At 62.0% G+C, this 21674-nt stretch carries 20 protein-coding genes, 4 tRNA genes and 1 riboswitch; of the genes, 11 read left to right on the top strand and 13 right to left on the bottom strand.

Annotated features, from left to right (window positions below; translation table 11 throughout):
* Positions 1 to 98 precede the first annotated feature (98 nt).
* The 4 genes from ABI796_RS02185 to ABI796_RS02170 all read right to left on the bottom strand — a co-directional run bounded on the left by ABI796_RS02185 (position 99) and on the right by ABI796_RS02170 (position 4437).
* Positions 99 to 983, bottom strand: a complete 885-nt coding sequence (locus ABI796_RS02185) for a PfkB family carbohydrate kinase (protein WP_141286278.1) — start codon at positions 981 to 983, stop codon at positions 99 to 101.
* An 81-nt stretch (positions 984 to 1064) separates the two neighbouring features.
* Entirely contained in the window at positions 1065 to 2066 is a 1002-nt protein-coding gene (locus ABI796_RS02180; protein WP_141286280.1) for an SIS domain-containing protein, read from the bottom strand.
* Positions 2067 to 2336: 270 nt separating this feature from the next.
* Positions 2337 to 4058: a cholesterol oxidase substrate-binding domain-containing protein gene (locus ABI796_RS02175; RefSeq protein ID WP_141286282.1), complete on the bottom strand. Its 1722-nt coding sequence runs from the start codon at positions 4056 to 4058 to the stop codon at positions 2337 to 2339.
* 4 nt (positions 4059 to 4062) lie between these two features.
* Entirely contained in the window at positions 4063 to 4437 is a 375-nt protein-coding gene (locus ABI796_RS02170; RefSeq protein ID WP_141286284.1) for a hypothetical protein, read from the bottom strand.
* A 619-nt stretch (positions 4438 to 5056) separates the two neighbouring features.
* Here ABI796_RS02170 and ABI796_RS02165 point away from each other — a divergent pair.
* Both ABI796_RS02165 and ABI796_RS02160 read left to right on the top strand, forming a co-directional pair.
* Positions 5057 to 5524, top strand: a complete 468-nt coding sequence (locus tag ABI796_RS02165) for a nuclear transport factor 2 family protein (protein ID WP_141286286.1) — start codon at positions 5057 to 5059, stop codon at positions 5522 to 5524.
* Positions 5524 to 6090, top strand: coding sequence for a TetR/AcrR family transcriptional regulator (locus tag ABI796_RS02160; RefSeq protein WP_141286288.1), 567 nt, complete (start codon positions 5524 to 5526; stop codon positions 6088 to 6090). Before ABI796_RS02165 ends, ABI796_RS02160 begins: the two co-directional genes overlap by 1 nt.
* Before the next feature lie 105 nt (positions 6091 to 6195).
* Here the strand turns inward: ABI796_RS02160 and ABI796_RS02155 are convergent, their stop codons facing one another.
* The 4 genes from ABI796_RS02155 to ABI796_RS02140 form a co-directional block, all read right to left on the bottom strand.
* The gene (locus ABI796_RS02155) at positions 6196 to 6855 is read right to left on the bottom strand and encodes a maleylpyruvate isomerase family mycothiol-dependent enzyme (protein WP_141286290.1); all 660 of its coding nucleotides are present in this window, start codon (positions 6853 to 6855) and stop codon (positions 6196 to 6198) included.
* 104 nt (positions 6856 to 6959) lie between these two features.
* Positions 6960 to 7035, bottom strand: a tRNA-Phe gene (locus ABI796_RS02150).
* A 46-nt stretch (positions 7036 to 7081) separates the two neighbouring features.
* Positions 7082 to 7155 (bottom strand) — tRNA-Asp (locus ABI796_RS02145).
* Positions 7156 to 7239: 84 nt separating this feature from the next.
* Positions 7240 to 7312 (bottom strand) — tRNA-Glu (locus ABI796_RS02140).
* A 246-nt stretch (positions 7313 to 7558) separates the two neighbouring features.
* On the opposite strand from ABI796_RS02140, the gene ABI796_RS02135 reads away from it, so the two are divergent.
* Positions 7559 to 8512 (top strand): DMT family transporter, encoded by a 954-nt coding sequence (locus ABI796_RS02135; protein ID WP_141286292.1) that lies wholly within the window; start codon positions 7559 to 7561, stop codon positions 8510 to 8512.
* Here the strand turns inward: ABI796_RS02135 and ABI796_RS02130 are convergent.
* Complete coding sequence (locus ABI796_RS02130) at positions 8509 to 9432, bottom strand: carbohydrate kinase (protein ID WP_141286294.1); 924 nt, start codon at positions 9430 to 9432, stop codon at positions 8509 to 8511. The two genes, ABI796_RS02135 and ABI796_RS02130, sit on opposite strands and share 4 nt — an antisense overlap.
* Positions 9433 to 9523: 91 nt before the next feature.
* Here ABI796_RS02130 and ABI796_RS02125 point away from each other — a divergent pair, with 91 nt between their 5' ends.
* Entirely contained in the window at positions 9524 to 10024 is a 501-nt protein-coding gene (locus ABI796_RS02125) for a metallopeptidase family protein (protein WP_141286296.1), read from the top strand.
* A gap of 10 nt (positions 10025 to 10034) precedes the next feature.
* Positions 10035 to 10955: a cation diffusion facilitator family transporter gene (locus ABI796_RS02120; protein ID WP_141286298.1), complete on the top strand. Its 921-nt coding sequence runs from the start codon at positions 10035 to 10037 to the stop codon at positions 10953 to 10955.
* 11 nt (positions 10956 to 10966) lie between these two features.
* On the opposite strand, the gene ABI796_RS02115 is transcribed toward ABI796_RS02120, so the two are convergent.
* Together ABI796_RS02115 and ABI796_RS02110 are read right to left on the bottom strand one after the other, a co-directional pair.
* Positions 10967 to 13672, bottom strand: coding sequence for a PEP/pyruvate-binding domain-containing protein (locus ABI796_RS02115; protein ID WP_141286300.1), 2706 nt, complete (start codon positions 13670 to 13672; stop codon positions 10967 to 10969).
* 8 nt (positions 13673 to 13680) lie between these two features.
* Positions 13681 to 14718, bottom strand: a complete 1038-nt coding sequence (locus tag ABI796_RS02110) for a universal stress protein (RefSeq protein WP_141286302.1) — start codon at positions 14716 to 14718, stop codon at positions 13681 to 13683.
* Between the two features lie 418 nt (positions 14719 to 15136).
* Here ABI796_RS02110 and ABI796_RS02105 point away from each other — a divergent pair, with 418 nt between their 5' ends.
* On the top strand, positions 15137 to 15829 hold the full coding sequence (locus tag ABI796_RS02105) for an FAD-binding protein (RefSeq protein ID WP_141286304.1): 693 nt from the start codon (positions 15137 to 15139) through the stop codon (positions 15827 to 15829).
* A gap of 193 nt (positions 15830 to 16022) precedes the next feature.
* On the opposite strand, the gene ABI796_RS02100 is transcribed toward ABI796_RS02105, so the two are convergent.
* Together ABI796_RS02100 and ABI796_RS02095 are read right to left on the bottom strand one after the other, a co-directional pair.
* Positions 16023 to 16826 (bottom strand): NlpC/P60 family protein, encoded by an 804-nt coding sequence (locus ABI796_RS02100; RefSeq protein ID WP_141286306.1) that lies wholly within the window; start codon positions 16824 to 16826, stop codon positions 16023 to 16025.
* Between the two features lie 3 nt (positions 16827 to 16829).
* A riboswitch (cyclic di-AMP (ydaO/yuaA leader) is annotated at positions 16830 to 17021 on the bottom strand.
* A gap of 150 nt (positions 17022 to 17171) precedes the next feature.
* Positions 17172 to 17807, bottom strand: a complete 636-nt coding sequence (locus ABI796_RS02095) for a copper resistance protein CopC (protein ID WP_141286308.1) — start codon at positions 17805 to 17807, stop codon at positions 17172 to 17174.
* Positions 17808 to 17921: 114 nt separating this feature from the next.
* Between ABI796_RS02095 and ABI796_RS02090 the strand changes: the two genes are divergently transcribed.
* The 5 genes from ABI796_RS02090 to ABI796_RS02070 all read left to right on the top strand — a co-directional run bounded on the left by ABI796_RS02090 (position 17922) and on the right by ABI796_RS02070 (position 21575).
* A complete protein-coding gene (locus ABI796_RS02090; RefSeq protein WP_141286310.1) occupies positions 17922 to 19364 on the top strand; it encodes an NCS2 family permease in 1443 nt (480 codons plus the stop codon).
* 74 nt (positions 19365 to 19438) lie between these two features.
* Positions 19439 to 20386 carry a formimidoylglutamase gene (gene hutG / locus ABI796_RS02085; RefSeq protein ID WP_141286312.1) on the top strand — a complete coding sequence of 316 codons (948 nt, stop codon included), beginning with the start codon at positions 19439 to 19441 and terminating at the stop codon, positions 20384 to 20386.
* Between the two features lie 111 nt (positions 20387 to 20497).
* A complete protein-coding gene (locus ABI796_RS02080) occupies positions 20498 to 20962 on the top strand; it encodes a hypothetical protein (RefSeq protein WP_141286314.1) in 465 nt (154 codons plus the stop codon).
* A 147-nt stretch (positions 20963 to 21109) separates the two neighbouring features.
* A tRNA-Cys gene (locus tag ABI796_RS02075) sits at positions 21110 to 21183 on the top strand.
* A gap of 170 nt (positions 21184 to 21353) precedes the next feature.
* A complete protein-coding gene (locus ABI796_RS02070; RefSeq protein WP_141286316.1) occupies positions 21354 to 21575 on the top strand; it encodes a hypothetical protein in 222 nt (73 codons plus the stop codon).
* Positions 21576 to 21674: the final 99 nt, after the last annotated feature.

Below are 21674 nucleotides of genomic sequence, written 5' to 3'. Positions count from 1 at the left end.
GTGGAATTCGCTTCCGCGGTTCCGTCCGTTGATTTATCTCTGCATCAGATCCTAGTTGCTGGCGCGAGGGCAGGGCTGCTGGCGCGAGGGCAGGGCTGCTACCGCGAGGGCCCGGCCGCTACTTCGACCGCCCGGCCGTAACCGAAAGCGCCCTCCACATAACATTGCTCCGCTGCATATTCGGACCCTTGGGCCAGCGCCCTCTGCAAAGCGTCAGCCGGCGGCCGGTACGTTCGGCTCCAACCGGAGCCAAGCAAACTGACCACGAGGCCGGACAGGAAGGCATCGCCGCAACCCATCGTGTCGGCAAACCGGAGCGGATCGGTAGGGGCGGCCGACTGCGTGAGGAAGTGTTCGCCGTCGTACATCATTGCCCCTGCCTGGCCGCGCGTCCCCACCGCGAGCGAAACGCCCGCCGCGTGCACGCGTTTGAGGTCATGCTCGACGGCGGCAACGGTCGCGTTTCCGCACGACAACAGCGCCAGGTCCACGTAGGGCGCCGTCCGCATCACGTAGGAATCTGTTCGGCGTTCCGGCTCAGACGAGTAGTCAAAACTGACCAGGGCTCCAGTGCTTCGAACGGCAGGCAGCTGGTCTTCCGACGCAGAATAGACACTCGAATGCACCAGATCGGCTGAGGCCAGATACTTCAGGTGTTCCTCATTCAGGATGAAGGGATCACTTATGGTGACGCCCCCTTCATTCCAGCCCAGGAAGATGCGGTCCCCGTCCACTACCTTGATTTCAGTGACCCCGTTGAGGCCGTCGCGGACGATGCATTTGCTGGTGTCAACGCCCTCGGCATCAATGGCGTCGCGGACAAAGACGCCCAAGGGATCCGAGCCGAATACCCCGAGGTAGGCGGACTCGATACCGAGCCGACGGGCGAATACCGCGACATTTACGCAGTTCCCCCCGGGGTACATCACTTTGCGGTCGAGAAAACGGTCCACAATGTTGTCCCCGAACCCGATTATTTTCATGCTCTTCCTGTCTCGAATCTGCGGGCCCGGGCCGAGCCGGACCCGCAGCGCGGCCTGATGCCTTCGCGGGCTTGGTTTTGGTCAGTATTCGACCACCCGGTAGTAGCGGCGGAGATCCAGGGAGTGGTTGCGTACGCGCTCAAGGTGTTTGCTGAACCGGTCAAGGACGGTATCCAGAATCAGCGGGGACAGCAGCGCGCGGAACCGAGGGCTAACGCCCGGAAGTTCGTAGTCCTTGCTGTCCAGCAAGGTGGTGTTCTTGTTGTAGTTTTCGGCGAACTTAGCCACACGATCCATCAGCGGGCGTGTTTCATCCTCGCCCACCAGCAACAGGAGGCTGGTGTCTTCCTCGATCAGTTCGAGGGACCCGTGGAAGAACTCGGCGCCGTGCACACGGGTGGTTCGGAGCCACTGCATCTCTTCCAGGATGCACATGGAATAGAGGTAGGTGAGGCCCCAAAGGTTTCCGGTGCCCACCAGGAAGTGGTAGTCAGCGTCCTTGTTCTTCTCGGCAAACGCTTCTGCCACGGACTCTGCTTGTTGTGCGACGCCCACCAGGCTCTCAGGAACGGTCTGCAGTTCTGCCGCCAGTTCTTCGTATCCTTCAAATTCGCCTCTCGCGGCGAGCAGACGGGTGCTCAACAGGATCATGGGGATATCGAACGGCCAGGTTTTGGGTTCTGTTACCAGGGCAACGTCCAGGGCTTTGGCGAATGGGCTGTCACCGAAACCTGTGAAGCCGATGGTGTAGGCGCCCTTGGCCTTGGCGAACTCGATGGCCTCAATGACGTCCTCAGTGGTTCCCGAAACCGAGGCAAAAACTGCCACCGAGCCGGGGCCGAAGGTGGGATCCCCGGTGAGCATCAGCTCTTTGCCGATGGAAGCACGGACGGGCAGGGTGGAGCGGGACCGGATGAAGTGCTCGTAGGGCAGCATCGCGGCGTAGGTTCCACCGGCTCCGATGAGGAACAGATTGGTCAGTTCCCGCTCCTGGATGGTGCTGACCACCGATTCGATCTGCCCCTGCAGTGCCAGTGCGCTGCGGGTCTGGGTGAGGAATTCCTCTTCTTTGAAGCCAAGCACGGACGGTCCTTTCGTATGACAACCTTTGGGCTTTGAAACAAGTTGATACCGGTATCAACTTGTGGTCATCATCGTGTCATGAGGAATTGGAGGCGTCAATAGTCTTTCTGCCGGAGGTTTTGAGCGAAGGAAAGTTGCCGGGGGCAGCGCAACGTCAAGGTGCCCGCTATGCCGCCCCAGCGCATCTGCCCTCGACGCCCGCCCTGAGCTGGTGAATCAGCTCAGGGCGGGTGGCCGACACTTTTTAGGCGGTGCTGAAATGCCGCAGAGTCAGCGTCTGGTCCGTGGCATCAAGCGATCATGAATTTCGGCACGGAAGACACCTCTTGCATCGAGTCGATCAAGCGTTGCCATGGCTTCACTCCACCCTGCCACTTGCTGAGGAATCCATCGTTCCAGATGATCAACCTCTGTCCACGGGCCGGCAGCGGAGGTGGCAAAACGCTTGGCCCACTCTGGTCGAGCTACGCCGATCTCGACCGGCAAATTGATGAACCATGACTCCAGTCCCATGAAAAACTCATCAGACTTCGGAGTTCCCGGCAAATTCAACACATCGAGCCAGACAGCCGTATCCAGATCAGGGCGACCCGGAACCGGCGCGGCGCCGGACAAAGTTGCCGTCCGTGCGCCCGGGATCCCCGTATCTTCTGGATAGTCCAAGCCCGTCACTCTGATCTCACATGTATTGTTCGCCGGGTAATCGCCCTCGCGCCGGTGATCCTCAATGAGTTTCAGGTAATGCTCTGTGAAGTCGTGCACCACCTGCTGGACCATGTCACGTCGCGTTATGACGACGTGGCTACCGGCAGAGACGCGAAGCGTTGTGGGTTTAACGAAGTGAATGAAGTTCTTGGCTTCACCCCACATGTCGCGGGCCCCGAAAGCCGTCAATCCGGCAACCACAGCAGCCAGCTGCGCGCCCGTTGCGGCAGGTGTCAAATGCCAGGCACCACGAGTTATTTGCGAGACAAGAGATGCAGCACTATCCGGCAGATTATCGGCGAACGGGTAATTGTAGGGCCCCCAGGTTTGTCGACTCAGGAGCGGACGATTTGGCGTGACGTCCCAGGTTTGAATCCACGGGTAGTCGGTCATGGCAAACCAGATGATGCCGACGCGGCCATGCCGATCCAGCAAGGAGCTGAGTGTACGGCCGTCAGCAGACGACGGCGGGGCAAACAGTTCTTTGCGGTGGATCGACGTTGAATTACGGCAGCGAATATAGTAATTCGCGACGGTTTGCATGACGACTTCAGTGATAAACGTCCTACCCAGGCTCACCAGCAGAGCGGAGATGTCGGCGTCGGTGCGCTCGTAGGTGCGCAGTGCGTAGGCCTGTCCGACCTCGTCCCAAACGACGGCAGTCAGTTCAATCACAGTGTTGCTGAGAGTGCCGTAGGTTGAATTTTCAGGCACGTCTTCCCCCGGGCCCGGGAGGTTGGTGCCATGACCGTTGATGGCGAGAGCGCCACCGACACTGATATTGCCGGGCGCCGGGGCCCCGATGAAGCAGCGGTCGATCCGAGCGAGGAACGCAAGTACCGTTTGCATCTCTGCCCCAGCTTGCACACGTAACTTATCGGTACCTTCGATGCTCATATTGTTGAGTTCCGAGGTGTCGACCAGAACGATCTTCGAGTCTGCGGATGTGCGGTCACCGACGACTATGGGCGACCAACTGTGACCGAATCCTTGAGGCCGGACCCTGTACCCGGCATTGGCGGCCCAATTAACCGCGGCGACAACTTCTGCAGGATTCCGAGGTTTGCAGGTCCAGAGGCCTTCAGTCTCAATGGTGGTATCCCAGTTCCTGAAGACTCGACGATAAAGGTCAATACCCTCCGGAAACCCGATCGGAACCTCGCTTGGAGCCGCTGCGGCCCGAGGCATGACGCCAACTTGAGACCAGGTAGCCACAGCCGCAGCACCTATTCCCGCTGCCAGCACGGATCGTCTCGATGGGTGGGTGCCCTTGACATCGTTCTGCATGAACTCAGATACCGGTTGTGGGCTCGTACCCGACCGTGCAGTAGGTGGTGGGGCTGGTAAAGCCGCCGAGGGAGAAGAGCGTCATAGGGATGTGGAACAAAGCGTCGGCACCTGCGTACTGAACGACTTCAAGTGGTGTCTGCAGCGTGAATTCGTAATTCGCGATGTCTCGGCCGTGATCTGTGAAGTTCACGGTCAGCCACTTGATCACGCTGAAGGGATTGCACAGCGGGATGACAGCTGTTCCGGAATCGTGAGTGGGGGCTGTGGTGCCGTCACCAATCGTTTCGGCATTGGCTGCGGGAGCGCCGACCAGCGACATCCCGATGATGGCTGCCGCCGCGATGCTTGTGGCGAGTTTCGTTCGAATACGACTCATTGCAGTCTCCTTGGATACTGGATGCGTAGATCGTTTCTACGCATATGCATCAGCTAAGTGCCCGCTCCCGGCAGAACGTGTCGCACAAATCTGCAGGCAATTTCCCTGTTGAGGGGGTTGCTGGTCAGCGGGTGGCTCCTCGTCACTGCCAACAATGTGGCCAGGGATCATCTGCGCTCCAAGCTCCGCTACGGCAAATGCTGAGCAGGCCACAGGGCACCACAGGGCACCACAGACCAAACCAACGACGCGCCTCCAGCCGTAGCTATAAAAGACGCCTTAGCCCTCTGCAGCTACATGTGGAAACAACATGCCCTCGATGCCTCAGTGCCTAACGGCGCTCCGGCCATGCAGATCGATCCGAAATTCTCACATCCTGTCCCCAGCCCGCTCACGGTGTGCATCTGGGACGGACGGGCTGCCGATATTCCAGGCGGCCCCAATGTCTGGCGCTGTTCAGGTGGAGGGAAGCCACTCGGGCCCCGTCGAAGTCAGGCAACAAATCACTCTCCCCCCACACATAGAGCGTCAAGAAACGGGTTGACGGCGGCTGCTCAAAGTTGTACCGTTTAGTACAACTTGTACTATTCGGTACAGGCTAATTATCAAGGAGCGCATAATGTCTCGTCCCCCCTTCCCCCCGTACACCGAAGCGACCGCCATTCAGAAGGTGCGTGCAGCCGAGGACGGCTGGAATACTCGTGACCCCGAGCGCATCTCCCTCGCGTACAGCGAGAACAGCTGGTGGCGCAATCGCTCGACGTTTGTTCAGGGTCGCGCCGCCATTGTCGAGTTTCTCGCCGATAAGTGGGAACGGGAGCTCGACTACCGGCTCATCAAGGAACTGTGGGCCTACACCGATGACGTCATTGCTGTTCGCTTCGCCTACGAGTACCATGACGCAGCGGGCCAGTGGTTCCGCGCTTACGGCAACGAGAACTGGCACTTCGACAAGGAAGGACTCATGACACACCGCCACGCGAGTATCAACGACCTCGCCATCGACGAGGCCGACCGTAAGTTCTTCTGGGATACCTCCGGGCCTCGTCCAGCGGATCACCCCGGCTTGAGCGACCTCGGACTGTAATGCCACGCACCCTTCTCGAACGATCTGACGCAGTCCACGCCCTCGCCGGCGTTTTCCGCCGGCGAGGGTTTGAGAGCAGCTCCCTTTCCGTGATCCAGCAGGAGGCCGGCATCGGTCGCGGCAGCCTGTACCACTTCTTTCCACACGGGAAGACAGACATGGCCAGGGCCGTGCTTGACCAAGTGAGTGACTGGTTCGAGGATGAGGTTTTCGCGCCACTCCGTTCCGCGACTGACGCCGCTGACGCGGTCTCAGCGATGACGAAGGCAGTCTCTGACTACTTCGTCTCCCGCGAGAATGTCTGCCTGTTCGCCGCAATGACACTAGGCGAGGAGAAGGAAACGTTCGCCGGCGAGGTCAAGACATACTTCGCAGACTGGGTCGACGCGCTGGCCGCGCTGCTGCACCGCGGAGGACTTGACCTTGAGGATGCCCACGAGAACGCGCTGGACGCCGTTGCCGTGATCCAGGGTGGACTCATCATTACCCGCGCCTACGCCGACGAAACTACGTTTCCAGGCGTCATGGAACGTGTCGAGCGTCGTCTCCTCTCGCAGCTCAGCTGACGCCTGAACGCGCCTCCCCGATCTCTTTAGTTGGGACCGGGACGTCCGGGGGAAGGGGCCCTCAACGCCACCAGTCAACAGTCCCACTTCCTTGGAAGCGGGACACTAAACCTGGTTCGCGGCCGAGACGTCGAGGCGTGAGCGAAGGGTAGGTACACCAGGACCCTGGAGGTCCTCAAGGTAGGAGATGCGTCCGGCCATGGCCATCACGAGAGCGAGGGTGGTACCCGTAACCAGCGGTCCTGTGCCGGCGATGAAGGGCCCGTCATTGGCTCGTAACTCCAGTCCCTCAGCGCGCGTACGGCTGGCAACCGCGAAGTCGCGGCCTGCGTAGAACTCCGCTACGGGCGTCAACGCGTCAATGTTCGGCGTACGCGTAACCCCCAGCGGCCGGCGAATGTCCTGGGCGTGCACTACGACCTCTCCCAGGTATGCAGGAGTATCGGAGGAAGGTGCGGTTCTGCTGTGAATGACGGTGCGGAACCGTTCCAGGGTCTCAGCCGGTGTTCTGCCACGGTGCTCCTCCAGTCTGCGCTGGTTGTGCACGTCCGGACGGAAACGCGCAGCGAGCATGCTGCGAAGCCACTGCCACCGGTTTAGGCTCGCCGCTGCCGTTAGGTGCGCGAGGACTTCTTCTACATCCCAGCGCCCACACAGTGTCCGGTAACGCCATTGTTCGGCGCTTAGGCCAGTCAGGTCCTCCACCAGCGCGGCCCGCTCAGCATGAACAAGAGCCCAAAGGGGGCCATCGGTAAGTTTCCCCACAACTTCTGCTTCCTCTAATACCCGGAGCGGCTAATGGACAGCGAATACCCTGCCATCCGCGTTAAGAAGAAAAGCACCAGCTCCGAAGAACTGATGCTTCCCAGTGGTGGCTCCGACCGGCGTCGATCCGGTGACCTTTCGATTTTCAGTCGAACGCTCTACCAACTGAGCTACAGAGCCTAGGTGACATGTCACCTTGAGAACCGAATTTCTTCGGCGCTCAGAGCGACCCTGACGGGACTTGAACCCGCGACCTCCGCCGTGACAGGGCGGCGCGCTAACCAACTGCGCTACAGGGCCTTGCGTTTGCAGTATCTCTACCGCGTTTTTTTCAAGGCTTCTAGCTTACCAGACTTTTTTCATCCGGTTTACCACTTCCTTGCGTACCCCCAACGGGATTCGAACCCGTGCCGCCGCCGTGAAAGGGCGGTGTCCTAGGCCGCTAGACGATGGGGGCCTGAACTCAATTCGGATTTCGCAAAGAAAAGGGACGCTTTACGCGTTCTTTCCGTGTCTCGCTCGTCCGAACTGGACTCTAAAACTTTAGAGCATAGATGGCGATATTCCCAAATCGAGCTCCAAAGAGTGTCCCGGGCCACAAAACAGACGCCCGGAGGGGCCTTGCCAAACTTTGGCAGGATCTTGTCCTGACGCGTCCGAAAACCGCCAGCCGCGCCAGGAGCCTGGCGGATAGATTTGGCTCATGACAACCACCACCCCGGCCGAACCCGGCCAGCCTTCTCCGGACGTGTCCCCGCGCACCACCCCTGCGCCGGGAGCAGCCATCAGCAAATCCGGCATCGCCGCCGTCATCATTACGGTGGTCCTTTGGGCCTCTGCCTTCGTGGGCATCCGCGCAGTGGGTCCCAGTTTCTCCCCCGGTTCCTTGACGCTGGGACGGTTGGCGGTTGCCGCCGTCGTGCTTGGAATCGTGGTGCTGCCAACCCTGAAGGTGTGGCCGAGCGGCCGCGAGTGGTTGCCGATTGTGGCGTACGGGGTGATGTGGTTCGGCGGCTACAACGTGGCGCTGAACGCCGCGGAACACATGCTCGACGCCGGAACCAGCGCCATGCTCATCAACGTCTCCCCCATCCTCATCGCCATTCTTGCCGGAATCTTCCTCAAGGAGGGCTTCCCGCGGTGGCTGCTGATCGGCAGCGGCGTGGCCTTCTGCGGCGTGGCAATGATTGCGTTGGGTTCCGGACAGCGCTCGACGGCGGATGTGGCCGGTGTGCTGTTGTGCTTGCTTGCCGCTGTGCTCGCCTCGGTGAGCGCGATCCTGCAGAAACCCGTGCTCCGGAAGTTCACAGCAGGACAGGCCACCTGGTTCGGCATCATGGTGGGTGCCATCTGCTGCCTGCCCTGGACAGGCCAACTGATCTCCGAAGTCCAGGCGGCACCGCTCCCGGCCACGCTGGGCCTGGTGTATTTGGGCATCTTCCCCACGGCGATCGCCTTCACCACGTGGGCGTATGCACTGTCCCTGATCTCGGCCGGTAAGCTTGCCGCCACTACCTACCTTGTCCCTGGCACCACCATCCTCATTTCTTGGGCGGTACTTCAGGAGATCCCCACCATCTGGGGCTTGATCGGCGGCGTAGTCTGCCTGATCGGCGTCGGCTTGACGCGACGCAGGAGCCGCGGACCCCGCAGTTAGCGGGCCATGCCCATCAGCAGTTCGCGGTGCGTGGGCGGGTTGGCTCCTGGCCGGCCCACGGCGATGGAAGCAGCCATGGAAGCGATGGTGCCGATCCGTTCCAGCACGGTGGGCGCCATCCCGTCGCTGCCGCGCAGCAGCAACCCCATGATGAGCGCCGCCGTGTAGGAGTCGCCGGCACCGATGGTGTCCGCAACTGTTGCCGGGACCGCCGGAACGGTGAGCTGTATGTGCCGGGTGGCCATGAGTGAGCCCTTGACGCCCTGGGTCACCACAACAAGCCCCGTGCCAAGGGACAACAAGTGCCTGGCCGTATCCTCCGGCGCCTTGCCGGGATAGAGCCAGCGGGCGTCGGTGCCGCTGAGTTTGACCACGTCGGTCAGTGGCACTATTTCCTCAAACAGTGAAAGTGCCTCGCGGTGACTTCCCAGGAGGTCGGGGCGGATGTTGGGGTCGTAGGTGACCATGCACCCGCCTTGGGCTTGTTCCAGCAAGCTCCGGACCACGCTTGCACCGGGTTCCAGGAATGTGGCGATGGAGCCTGTGTGCAGGATTCTGGGCGCGTAGGGCAATGCGAGCGGCGCGAGCTCCCAGTCGATGTCGAAGGTGTAATCCGCGGAACCGTCGGCGGTTATCCGGGCCGTGGCTGTGGCGGTTTTACCTGCGGACATGGACCCGGGCAATAACACCACCCCTGCGCGTTGTAGGTGCGCAGCGATCGCATCACCCCTTTTGTCCCGGCCGATCGCCGTCAGAATGCCCGTCTTCACGTCCAACAGGCCAAGACCGTAGGAGACATTGGCCGGCGATCCGCCAGGGTATTCCTTCTGCCCGTCGGCCGACTGGACAATGTCGATCAGTGCCTCACCAACAACGACGACGTCGAGGGGCTCAGGTGCGTGGGAAGCGGTGCCGGTCATGCGGTTCCTGTGTCTGTCGAAAAGGAGGATTGAGTTCAGTATCTCCCATCACGCACTGCGCCATAGCTGCGCGGGCGGCTAAAGTCGAAACATGCCCGCGAATCTTCCTCCCGGCCTGCCCATAGTTCCCGACGGCGATCGCCCATCCTCGCCGCTGCGGGAACGGAACGCGGTGCACAGTCCTGTGGAGAACAACCCTGTTGATGAGGCCCACATTTCAGGTCCTTACGAGATGTCGCCGGAAGATTTTGAAGAAGCCGTGAGTGATGCCCTGCAGCTGATTCCGCCCAAGGCTGCCCGCGCAATGGACAATGTTGCGATCTTCATTGAAGACGATTACACGCCTCAGCCCGGCGAAGATCCGGACACCGTGTTGTTGGGCCTCTATGAGGGAGTCCCGCTGACCGAACGCGACTCATGGTGGGAAGCAGGATCCCTCCCGGACCGGATCACCATCTTCCGCCAACCCATCCTGAACATCTGCAGCACCCGTGAAGAAGTGATCGACGAAGTAGCCATTACCGTGGTGCATGAGATAGCTCACCATTTCGGAATAGATGACGACCGCTTGCATGAGCTCGGCTGGGGCTAGCCTTATAGGCATGGGGCACGACCACAACCACTCCCACGGAGTCACAGCAACCGGCAAGCACCGAAAGCGGCTTATTGCCGTCCTGGCCATCACCTTAGGTGTGGTGGGCATTCAGGTGGTTGGCGCCGTCGCATCCGGATCCCTGGCGTTGCTCGCTGACGCCGGACACATGCTTTCTGACGCCGCCGGGGTGTTCATCGCCCTGATGGCGGCGTGGATTGCTACCCGGCCGGCAAGCGACCAGCGGACGTACGGGTACCAAAGGGCCGAGGTTCTGGCCGCCCTGGCCAACGCCCTGATCCTGATTGTGATCGCCGTGGTGATCATGATCGAGGCCATCCGCCGCTTTGGTGAACCCGCCGAAATTCAGACGGACATCATGCTCTGGGCAGCGATCTTGGGTGCCGTGGCCAACCTCATTTCCCTGCTGATCCTCCAGGGGGCGCAGAAGGAAAGCCTCAATGTTCGCGGCGCCTACCTGGAAGTCCTCGGTGATCTCCTTGGCTCGATCGCCGTCATTGTTGCGGCCGTGGTGATCATGACCACCGGATTCAGTGCCGCTGATCCGCTGGCTTCCATGCTGATTGCCCTGATGATCATTCCGCGGGCCTGGCACCTGCTCCGTGATGTGGTGGACGTGCTCCTGGAGGCCACCCCCAAGGGCGTTGACGTGAACATGATCCGGGAGCACATTGTTGCCGTGGATGGTGTGGTGGACGCCCACGACATCCACATCTGGACCATCACGTCCGGGGTGCCCGTGTTCTCAGCTCACGTGGTGGTGGAAGACGAGGTCCTCAACGCTTCCGGGGCGGACAGCATCCTTGACCAACTGGGCTCCTGCCTTGGCCGGCACTTCGACACTGAGCACTGCACTTTCCAGCTGGAGCCAGTGAGCCACTCCGAGCACGAGTCCCACCAGCACGCCTGAGGCTTACCGGGCTACGGCTTCTCCGTGTCCACCTTCTCCGTGTCCACCGTCCCAGCGGCGCCGTCCACGGTGATCTGCTGACCTGTGCTGATGCGCGAGGTTGCCTCAGGAACACCCACCACCGCAGGTATGCCGTATTCACGGGCCACCACAGCGCCGTGGGAGTTGGCTCCTCCCATCTCCATGACCAGCCCACCGGCGGTGAGGAAAAGCGGTGTCCAGCCAGGGTCCGTTGAAGGCGCTACCAGGATCTCCCCGGGCTCCAGGCGGGCGCCCACCGGATCCATGATGACCCGGGCACGTGCGGACACAGTACCCGCCGACGCCGGACTGCCGGACAAAGTGCCTGGGCGCTGCAGGCCCCGGCCTGCGGCGGCCGTAGCCTCGGGTTCCGTGCCGTCAGACAACAGCATTCGGGGGATGTGCCTGCGGCGGAGCTCCTGATCATAGGCTGCACGACGCTCGGCGATTACTCCGCGGAGATCATCCCCCGCAAGGGCAACCTCGACGTCGTCGAGGTCCAGGAAGAAGACGTCCTCAGCACGTTCGATCCGATGCTCCGCAGCAAGTTGGTTCCCGATCAGGAGCAACTGCTCCCGGGCCGCGGACAACCCCAGCACCAGGTTGTATTTGGGCAACTCCCGCAAGCCGGCAAACCGGCGTGTTCGGTCCAAAGCGATCTTTACCACCGCTTTATGCAGCGGACTCTTTGTCCTGGCGCGGGCCACCAAGCGGGCCACCTGCTCCTCAGCTTCACGGGCCGCCCGAACGAACTGTTGATCCGGGGCTTCTGCACCATCAGCGAGGAGCAGATAGTTGGCCACCACACCGAGGATATGCGTAGGGTCATTTGACCAGCGCGGCATACCGAGGTCGATCTCGGCTACGGCCCGGTGCCCATAGGTACTGAGGAACTCTTCCAGGCCGGTCCGGGCAACTTCCGGCAGGCCGCCGTTCCGATACTGTTCGGCCAGCTCCGCCGGAGCCCGGCCGCTCATGGAGGCAACGGCGTCGGGATCCTTACGGATACTGGAGGCGAGCTGCCATAAAGCCAGGTCCATCTCCGTGGTGACGTTGTTGGGCAGTCCTCGCAGCACTGTTTGGAGTTCGTTAAGGGGTGCCTGCCCGCCAAGGAGGCGCCTCACCACCACCAGCATGGCGAAACCGAGCGCCGGAAGGGGCAGCACCTGGGGCACGGTGGCGAAGACTTCCTCTCCGAGGATTCTTTGGACGTGACCCAGCCGCTGCTGGGGTGTGGCTTCCGGAGGCACTGCAAGGGCCTGGCGCAGTTCCTTGGAGAGCGCCTCAACACGATTCATGGACGCTGTTGGGCGGAACAGGGCTCGAACCAGCGTCCGGGGAACACCATATTTGGCCGCCACGGGTGCAAGGTGGCGAATGAGTTTCAGCGGCGTTTTGGTGGACACGGTGAAGCGGGGATCATCAAAGAGTCCACGCATCAGGGCCGCTGAGCGGGCTTCCATGACGTCGAAAACCCTCGGAACGATCGCCCGCCCCACCCGGCTGCGCAGCACCGCAGTGAGATCGAAAAAGATGCGCTGACCGGCCTCGTAATAAGGTGAAGGTCCGGACCGGGGGTCAGGAACTTCGAAGGCAGCAGTCCTTGCCACACATGATGCGATGAGACGGATGCCAGCCAACCCCATGGGCGTCAGCGGCCGCGTGAGGCCCTGCGCAAGGGTGAAGTTCAGGAAAGCGTGTTCGCCCGGCACAGGCGGTTTTCGGGTGGTTGGCGGGTACAGCGTGGTGATGGGCCTGGCTTGGGTGAGCCACAGCTTTCCTGCAGCGTCCATAGCCCACTCGGTGTCCTGTGGGGCACCGTAAAGCTCCTGGACCTCACTGCCCAGTGCGGCGAGCGCGAGGACCTGGGCATCGCTGAGGCAAGGCTGCGGAAGCGAGTCATCCGGCATGGCCTGATGGCGCCGCTCAAGACGTTCCGTCCCACCGCCGGGGAGTGCCCGGATCTGAACCTGCCTGTCCCCCAGGGTCCTGCTCAGAATCCGACCCTGCAAGGTGTCCACAACGTAGTGATCCGGATTTACGGCGCCGGAAACTACTGCTTCACCCAGTCCGGGGCTGGCATCAATGACGGTTTCATGGCGGTTCCCCGTTACGGGATTGGCGGTAAACATGACTCCCGCCGTTGTGGAGTCCACCATTTCCTGAACCACCACGGCGAGTGCCACAGTTGCATGATCGATTCCGTTGCTGGTCCGGTAGTTCACAGCACGGTCAGTCCATAGTGAGGCCCAGCAGCGGCTTACAGCGTCCAGGACCGGGTCTACGCCCACAACGTTCAGGAAAGTGTCCTGTTGCCCGGCGAAGCTCGCGAACGGCAGGTCCTCAGCCGTGGCAGAGGACCTCACAGCTACGGGAACGTTGTCCCCCAGCGCTTCATAAGCTGACCTGACCGCTTCAGCAATTGCGTCCGGCACCCCTGCCTGGAGCACCAAAGACCTGGCACGGGCGGCAAGATCATTGAGGTGTTCCACGCCCGATGCACTGGCATCCCCCTGTTCTTTCAGGACGATCTCCAGGCCCGCCCCCGCCAGTGCCTGCCGGTATGCAGCCGTTGTGAGGCAAAAGCCGGTTGGCACCGGCAGACCTGCCAATGCCAGCTCGCCGAGATTCGCTGCCTTGCCACCGACATTCGGCAGCATGGTTCCACGGATCTCGGCGAGGTCCATGACGAGCATTGGACGGCTTAGGCAGCGCCGAGCATGGGCCCGAACTTGTGACGGTCAGCCAGCCGCGGGTCCTCCCGGTCCGGAACAACCAGAACCGGCCCCTTGGCGTGGTGCAGGACGCCGTCAGATGTTGAACCCAGCAGCATCCCCGCGAACCCGCCGCGGCCACGCGTACCCAAAACCACCAGTTCCACGGTCCGGCTCGTTTCCACCAGTACATCAACCGGGGAGCCGTCACGGAGTTCTGTCTCTATGGCCAACGATGGGAAGTGGCTTCTGAGCCACGCAACACCAGCGTCGAGCTGGACCCTGATGTCCGCAAAGAGTGCATCGCGATCCAGCGGAGCCGGAACCCAGGCCAGGGAACCGCTGTACTGCGGGACAGCACAGATGACGCGGAGCGTGGCTCCCATGCGTTGGGCTTCCTCGGCAGCTTCAAGCACGGCAACGCGCGCCTGTTCCGAACCGTCAACGCCTACCGCAACAACGTTTTCCACCTTCCGCGGGCCCGTCTTGGCGTGCTCGGCCTTGATGTGCTTGTCCTCGGTGTTCTCGCCCAGCCGGTCCGCGCAATAAAGCGGAACCGTCACCGTGGGGCATTTGGCGTGCGCGGGCAAGGCACTACTCACCGAGCCCAGCAGACGGCCGACGAATCCACCACGGCCACGGCTGCCAAAGACAAGCAGCGCGGCGTCCTCGGAGAGGTCCAGCAGGACGCCGGCGGCATCGCCGTTCTCCACTGAAGCATCAACGTCAATGGCGTATCCGGAGACCTTGTCCAGCGCCTGGCGAACGATCGCGTCAGCGCCATCGCGGATCACGGAATCATCAACTGTTGCATAGCCGCCGTCCAAGCCGGAAGCCGCAAAAATGGGCACGGAATATGCCGTGACAATGTGCAGGGGCAGTTGGCGGCGCTCCGCTTCCCGTGCGGCCCACACCAAGGCACACTGACCGTGCTCTGAACCGTCCACTCCTACGACGATGCCGCCCGGTTCCACAACCTGGTCCTGGCCGTCCTGCGACTCTTCATTGTGTCTGCCGTGCTGGTCCATGGGGGCCTGCCTCTCCACCTACTGCTTGATGTTCCGGCTATTCTGCCAGAGGTTCCATCCGTGGAACTTCATGACTGTTTCATTGTCAATGGCCGGGGCAGGAGAAACTCGAAAAATTCCTCCTCCCAATGCCCACTATTCTCGGTCAGCAGTGGCGAATCAAGACGACATTGGGCTATGTGCATAACGGTCAGGGCTCGGTTCCCGGCTGTCCATATTGCGCTCCCGACGAACAGACAAAACGCGCCGTCGAAGAGGCTATCCATGGCCGAAAAAGTTCGGTAGTGTTCGAGTCACCGAATGACCGGCAAACGTGTTTCACACCACACGCCCGGTCATTTGTTTGCGGCCGCTTGGGGAACTCGGACGCGATCCCACGCGATGCCGTAAGGCACACACGTCAAGGAGGAACCAAGCAGTGTCACTCACGCCTGATTCCGGCACGGAACGCACCACCACCGTGGTCATCGGAGCCGGCTTGTCCGGCTTGGCAGTTGCCAGCGAACTCAGCCGCTACGGCGTGGGTTCAATCGTTGTGGACGGTTTCGGGGCGCTGTCCGCCACAGGACCGTCCGTCCATACAGGCATGCTCCAACGCACCGACGCCGCAGATCCCGCATCACTGCAGGAACGCAACGAAATCCTCCGGCACTTGCGGAACTACGCCGCCAACCATCATCTGGATGTTCGCAATACCACCCGCGCCGTCCGCCTTGATTTCCTGGGCTCGGACCCCTCCCGGCAAATCGGGTACGGGCTTGCCGCAAGCATGACTACAGCAGGCCTCAGGACCGGACTCCACGCGTCCGGCCCCCTGGAATCAACCCCGCGGCAATGGGCGGTCCATACGGCACACGGCGTGCTCCTGGCAGACCACGTGGTGGTGACGCGCTGCGCCCAAAGCCAGCTGCGGCGCATGCTGGCCGAGCTTGGCATAGCTGTGGGACAGAATTTCGCCGCGGCCATGAGGGCCCTCGGAATGCACCTTGTGGGCGTAGGTGACCTCATCACGCCTTCCCCCAAGGAAGTGCTGCGGCAAGCCAAGGCAGTGGGCCAAGCGATTTCCGCCAAGGTTGCCCTGCCGTCCGTTCCCGGCATCGCCATCGCCTAGCAGCACCCACTAACCAGGCCAGCCAGCACAGCTGCGCCATCCGCCGTCGGACTTACTGCGCTGAGCCGGACTTACTGCGCTGAGCCGGACTTACTGTACTGAACTTTTCCGAACAGAACTTAACGCCAAAGGCCGGCACCCTCGAAGACGTATGTCTTCAAAGGTGCCGGCCTTTGAACTGAAGCGTGGGGCTTTATGCGCCAGCGCGTACGTAGGTCAGGGGACCCGTAGCGGTCAACCAGCTGATCGGGTGGATGCCCGTCTGGTTGCCGTTGATGCCGCCGCTGATTGCCTGGCCGTTGCCGATGTAGATAGCAACGTGGCCGGACTGGACGATCATGTCGCCGGGCTGGGGATCGCTGACAACCCGGCCGTAGTTCATGAACTGCATGGGACCGAGGTCGCCAACCGGGATACCTGCGGAGCCGAGGGCCTTTTCGACCATGGCGGTGCAGTCCTGGAACACGCCGATCTGGGCGTAAGCCGAAGCAACCATGGCTGCGTTGACTCCGCCAACGGCGGGAGCAGCAGCTACGGGAGCGGGAGCCGGAGCAGCCGGTGCGGCAGCTACAGGTGCAGCAGCAACTGCAGCCTGAGCGGCAACGGGGGCCGTTGCTGCAGCGGTGGTGACGGCTGCCTTCTTGGCTACAGGTGCCTCAACAACGGGAGCCGGCTTCTCGATGACCGGGGCTGCTACGGAAGCAACTGCCGGGCGCTCGAAGTTGACGGTAGCCGTAGCCAGAGCGGTAACAACTTTGGTGGGTGCCTCGGAAACGGTCTCGGCGACCGTTGCGGGGCTGGAATCGCGCTGAACCGGGGTCTCAGCTGCGTGAGCAGCAATGGAGCCGGTCAAAACGAGGCCCGAGGCTGCTGCGATAACAGCGGCCTGACGGCCAGCGCCGGAAGCGTTGCTGGCTACTGCCTTCGAGATGGAGATGAACGGATTAGGACGTACGCTGTCCGCCTTACGACGGCCGCGAAGAATGCGTGAAGACATGAAAGAGCCTCTCCCGATGCCTGCGAGGTTAGCTGTCGGATTCGGATGGGAGTCACCCGGCCACTATCCCCCGCTGTTGAGCGGAAGCTTCGTGACTTCACCCCAAGGCGCGCTCGAAAGCGGCCTAAATTGGGTTCCCCGTCTCTGCCGTAGGTTTGTCTGCGAACGGATTCCGGACTGCGGCAGAGCTAGGCAATCAGACCGGAAGTGCCCGCTACGTGGAACAGGCACAGGTACTACCGTACGCGATGATTCCCGCGAAGTCACATTTAAGTAACGGGAAGTGCCCTTCTGGCGTGTCGCGGTAACCGATCCGAGATATTCGCAGCTACGTAGAAAACCCCGCTATTCCGCGGGAGTGCCGCCATCTGAGTCGTTCGACGCCGCCAATTTTCTCCGCGCGGTAACAGCGAGATAAATAACAAGGCCAACTGCTACAACAGCCAAGCCCACGATGCTCCACGGGAAAGGCTCGGAGGCATCGGCGGCCGGTTCATTGTTGGCAGCGGTTCCGGGCGCAGCCGTACCTGCGGTGGGTACCGCGGCGGAGGAAGCCGTAGCCGCTGGTGAGGCGCCCGCCGTACCACTGGCCGTCGTCGAGCCTCCTGCGGCGGCCGTGAACGTGAAGGTGCCCTCAATAGGGTGCGAATCGGAGCTGACCACGCGCCATGTGACCGTGAACTCGCCGGCGGGGGCGCCCTCGCGAAGCTTCTGAACAGCCTGGTTATCGATGATTTCCACCGGTCCGTCAGCCCAATTCTCGCCACCTGCAGTCACCGTAACACCGGAACCGATCGCCAAGGGGCGGTTGTTGAACGTGATGGAGACCGACGCCGGGACAACAGCCACGCTGGCACCGTTAGCCGGCGTGGTTGACTCGGCGACATCGTGCGCGGAAGCCGGCACCGCCGAAAACAGCAGGGCTGAAGCGAAAGCAAGAGCAGCGACGACGGCGGCCAGAAGCGGGCGGATGGTACGCATGGGGCGGTTTCTCCTAGTGTTGGCTTCCTTACAGACTAGGCGAATCGTGCGGAGGGCCCGCACCGGACAACATAGGATTTGAGAGCAAACTCCCCTCGATCCCCGGAGACCTTCATGCTGAAACAAGGTTCTGCAGTCGACCGTTACTTCAAGATTTCCGAACGTGGATCCACCTATTCGCGGGAAATCCGTGGCGGCTTCGCGACCTTCTTCGCCATGAGCTACATCGTGGTGCTGAATCCGCTGATCCTCTCCGGACCTGACTCAACCGGTGCTTCGCTGGGCTTCACCGCCGTGGCAGCCACCACCGCATTCGTTGCTGGCATCCTGACCATCCTCATGGGTGCCTGGGCCAAGCATCCGTTCGCCGTGGCCACAGGCCTGGGCGTCAACGCCTTCGTAGCGGTCACGGTTGCCTCCCACCCCGGCCTAACGTGGCCGGACATGATGGGGCTCGTGGTGTTGTCCGGCATCACCATGCTGATCCTGGTGCTGACCGGTTTCCGGACTGCGGTCTTCAAAGCGGTGCCTGAAGCGCTCAAGACCGCCATTGTTGTGGGCATCGGCCTTTTCATCGCCCTCATTGGCCTGGTCAACGCCGGCTTCGTCCGCCGCATCCCCGATGCCGCCGGAACCACCGTTCCGCTGGGCCTGGGTGTGGACGGCAAGCTCCTTGGCTGGCCCACGCTGGTGTTCGCCGTTGGCCTGATCCTGACCATCGCCTTGGTGGTCCGCAAAGTCCGCGGCGCCATCCTGATTGGCATTGTGGTTTCCACTGCCCTGGCCGCGATCCTGGAATTCACACTTCACATCGGCCCAAGCTTTGATGGCACCAACGTCAATCCCCGTGGCTGGTCCCTGGTGGCCCCCAAGCTCAGCGAATGGGGCGCCCCGGACCTGTCCCTGATTGGCAAGGCCAATCCGATCGGCGCCTTTGAGCACCTCGGTTTCATTGCTGCGGCTTTGCTGGCGTTCGTGATCCTCCTCAGCATCTTCTTCGACGCCATGGGCACCATGGTTGGCCTGGCCAACGAGGCCGGAACCGTGGACAAGGACGGGAACATCCCCAACGTGGACCGGGTCCTCCAAGTGGACGCCCTCGGCGCGATCGTGGGCGGCGGAGCCTCCGTTTCCTCCAACCAGATCTTTGTTGAATCCGGCGCCGGCATTGGCGAAGGCGCACGCACCGGGCTCGCCTCGATCGTTACCGGCGCGCTTTTCCTGGTGGCCATGTTCTTCACTCCCCTCATCAACCTGGTTCCGTTTGAGGCCGTGGCACCCGCCCTTGTGGTGGTGGGCTTCATGATGGTCTCCCAGGTGGGCAAGATCGACTGGCAGGACTGGGGAGTGGGAATCCCCGCGTTCCTGACCATTGCCCTCATGCCGTTCACGTACTCCATTGCCAACGGCCTCGGCGCAGGCTTTATCTCCTTTGTCCTGATCCGCACTTTCCAGGGCCGAGCCCGCGAAGTCCACCCGCTCATGTGGGCTGTGGCTGGGGCGTTCCTGCTGTTCTTCGGCATTGGAACAGTAGAAGAGCTGCTGGGCGTCAAGTAGGAGAGTCCGGCATTTCAGACACCCCCCACCCGGAATCGCTGGTTTCGGCCTGCGTGTTCAGGTGTGCTTGAAGCATGGAAACCAGCCCCCTCAGCGTAGATGCCTCACCCACCCCATGGACCGGTCGCTTTGACGGCGAGGGCAGTGAGCATCGCCGCTGGTGGCAAGCCGTAGCACCCCACACGGTCTCCGGCGCGGCGGCCTCCCAGCGCCCCGCCGTCGTGATTGGTTTCTGCAGCGACGCCGGAGTTCTGCGGAACAAGGGGCGCGTGGGTGCAGCGGCAGCGCCTGCGGCTATCCGCTCTGCGCTGGGTCCGCTGGCTTTTCATCTTGACCGTGACGTGTTCGACGCCGGTGATGTGGTGGTGGAGGGCGGCTCACTGGAAGCGGGCCAAGAGCGCGCCGGGCTCGCCATCTCGGCACTGCTCGACGCCGGTAACCTCACTGTTGTGTTGGGCGGAGGCCACGAGACCGCGTTTGCCAGCTACCTGGGTGTTGCCGGTTCGGACGCCGTCCGCGGTAAGCGGCTGGGCGTGCTGAACCTGGACGCCCACTTTGACCTCCGGGATGAACCGATTCCCAGCTCCGGCACTCCGTTCCTGCAGATGGCCGAGGCGGAAGCCGCCGCTGGGCGCGAACTGCAGTACGCCGTCGTCGGCATCTCAGAGCCCAACAACACTCAGTCGCTCTTCACCACGGCCCGGCGTTTGGGCGTGAAATACCTCCTGGATGAGCTGTGCACTCCGGAAGCTGCGGAAGTGTTTGTTGCTGACTTCCTGGCCGGCGTGGACGTTCTGTACTTGACCATAGATCTGGACGTGATGCCGGCGTCCGTGGCACCCGGTGTGAGTGCGCCCGCCGCCTATGGTGTGCCGCTGCCGGTGATCAGCGCCATCTGCCGGCAAGTGGCAGCCAGCGGCAAGTTGCTGCATGTGGACGTGGCCGAGCTGAATCCTGAGTTCGACATCGACTCCCGGACTGCCAAAGTGGCGGCCCGGCTGTTGAACACGCTGCTGGCATAGCCGGGCGCCTGTTCCAGCACAAGCGCGCCTGTTCAAGCGCGCCGCTTGTGTTTAGTTGGGCCTGTTCCCGGGAACTTCCTCCGCATAGCCTGTGTGGAGGAGAGGATAAGGATGCGTGCAACGTCTGTGGAGGACAAGTGGGCATGGGTGACCGGCCTGGTGGCCGTTACCCTGGGTCTGCTCGCACACCTGGTGGCCGGCGGCAGCGCCCCTGCCGTACCCGTCCTCCTGGCTTTCGCCGCCCTCGCGTGCCTGGCGGCTCAATTGCTTGCCCGTTGGATCAACGGGCCACTGCTCTTGCTGCTGGTTTCCGGGGTGGCACAGCAACTGCTGCACATGGGGTTCGACGCTTTTGGGGGCTACTTCGCGGGCACCGGGCTGGAGCACTTGCACGGCGGTCAGCCCGCGCCGAAGACGGCCACCGAAGGCATCCAGGCTGAGGGAGCCGCGCCAGCCGGTGACATCCATCTGCTGCTCTACACCCACATGGCTGCGGCGATTCTCACGCTGGTTGTTGCTGCAGGAGTATCCAAAGCGGCCAAAGCTGAACGCAGAACCCAACAAACAAGCGGCTGACCCTCCGGCGCCCGAGCCCTCAACACCCGTCATCGCAGGAAATGCGGGGCAACCTTCCCGTAGCTCAGGGACACCTCGCGTAGCGCTGCGAAAGCCGGGGAAACCAACTTTGGGAGGCGGGAGGAAGGCCTCCTAGTGTGGTTTGCACGTGGTGTACCCAAGAGGCCAGGGAGCTGCCTGCAAAGCAGCGCACGCGGGTTCGAATCCCGCCACCACGTCCACTGGGCCCCAGCGGCCGGACCCACTTCCCGTGCGCGCAATCGGCCTTCCTGCATCAACCCGCAGATGAGACCCGGATCACTGGGCTGCCGGTCATCTTACAAATCTTCGGGACGGCCCACTATGATTGATGGGTCGCCCTCGCATGCGACACGTAATAGGAGGCCCCCCGATGACCCCTGCAATGGTTGCAGAACGCGAAATCCGCCTGTCCTTTTCAAGGGCGGACGAAATCCACGACGGACTCGACCGCGCCGTGGACGCCCTGATCGAAAGCGCAGCAGCTGATGCTAACTGCGGCATTCTGGTGACCCGGCACGAGCCCGGCACCTACACCGTGGCTCTGGACGAATCCGTTCCCTTCGGTCAGACCCGCGAAGTACTCGCTGCCTGATACCCCAACGTATTTTTCGGCAGCGACGCCAAAAACCGGGGCCCGTTCCTTTCCGCATCTACTACCCGCGGAAGGGAACGAGCCCCGGTTTCTGTTTAA

It is taken from the genome of Paenarthrobacter aurescens, assembly GCF_041549525.1.
Classification (GTDB): Bacteria; Actinomycetota; Actinomycetes; order Actinomycetales; family Micrococcaceae; genus Arthrobacter; species Arthrobacter aurescens.
The sequence above is the reverse complement of the archived record's forward strand: the minus strand, read 5'-3'. Positions and strand labels throughout refer to the sequence as shown.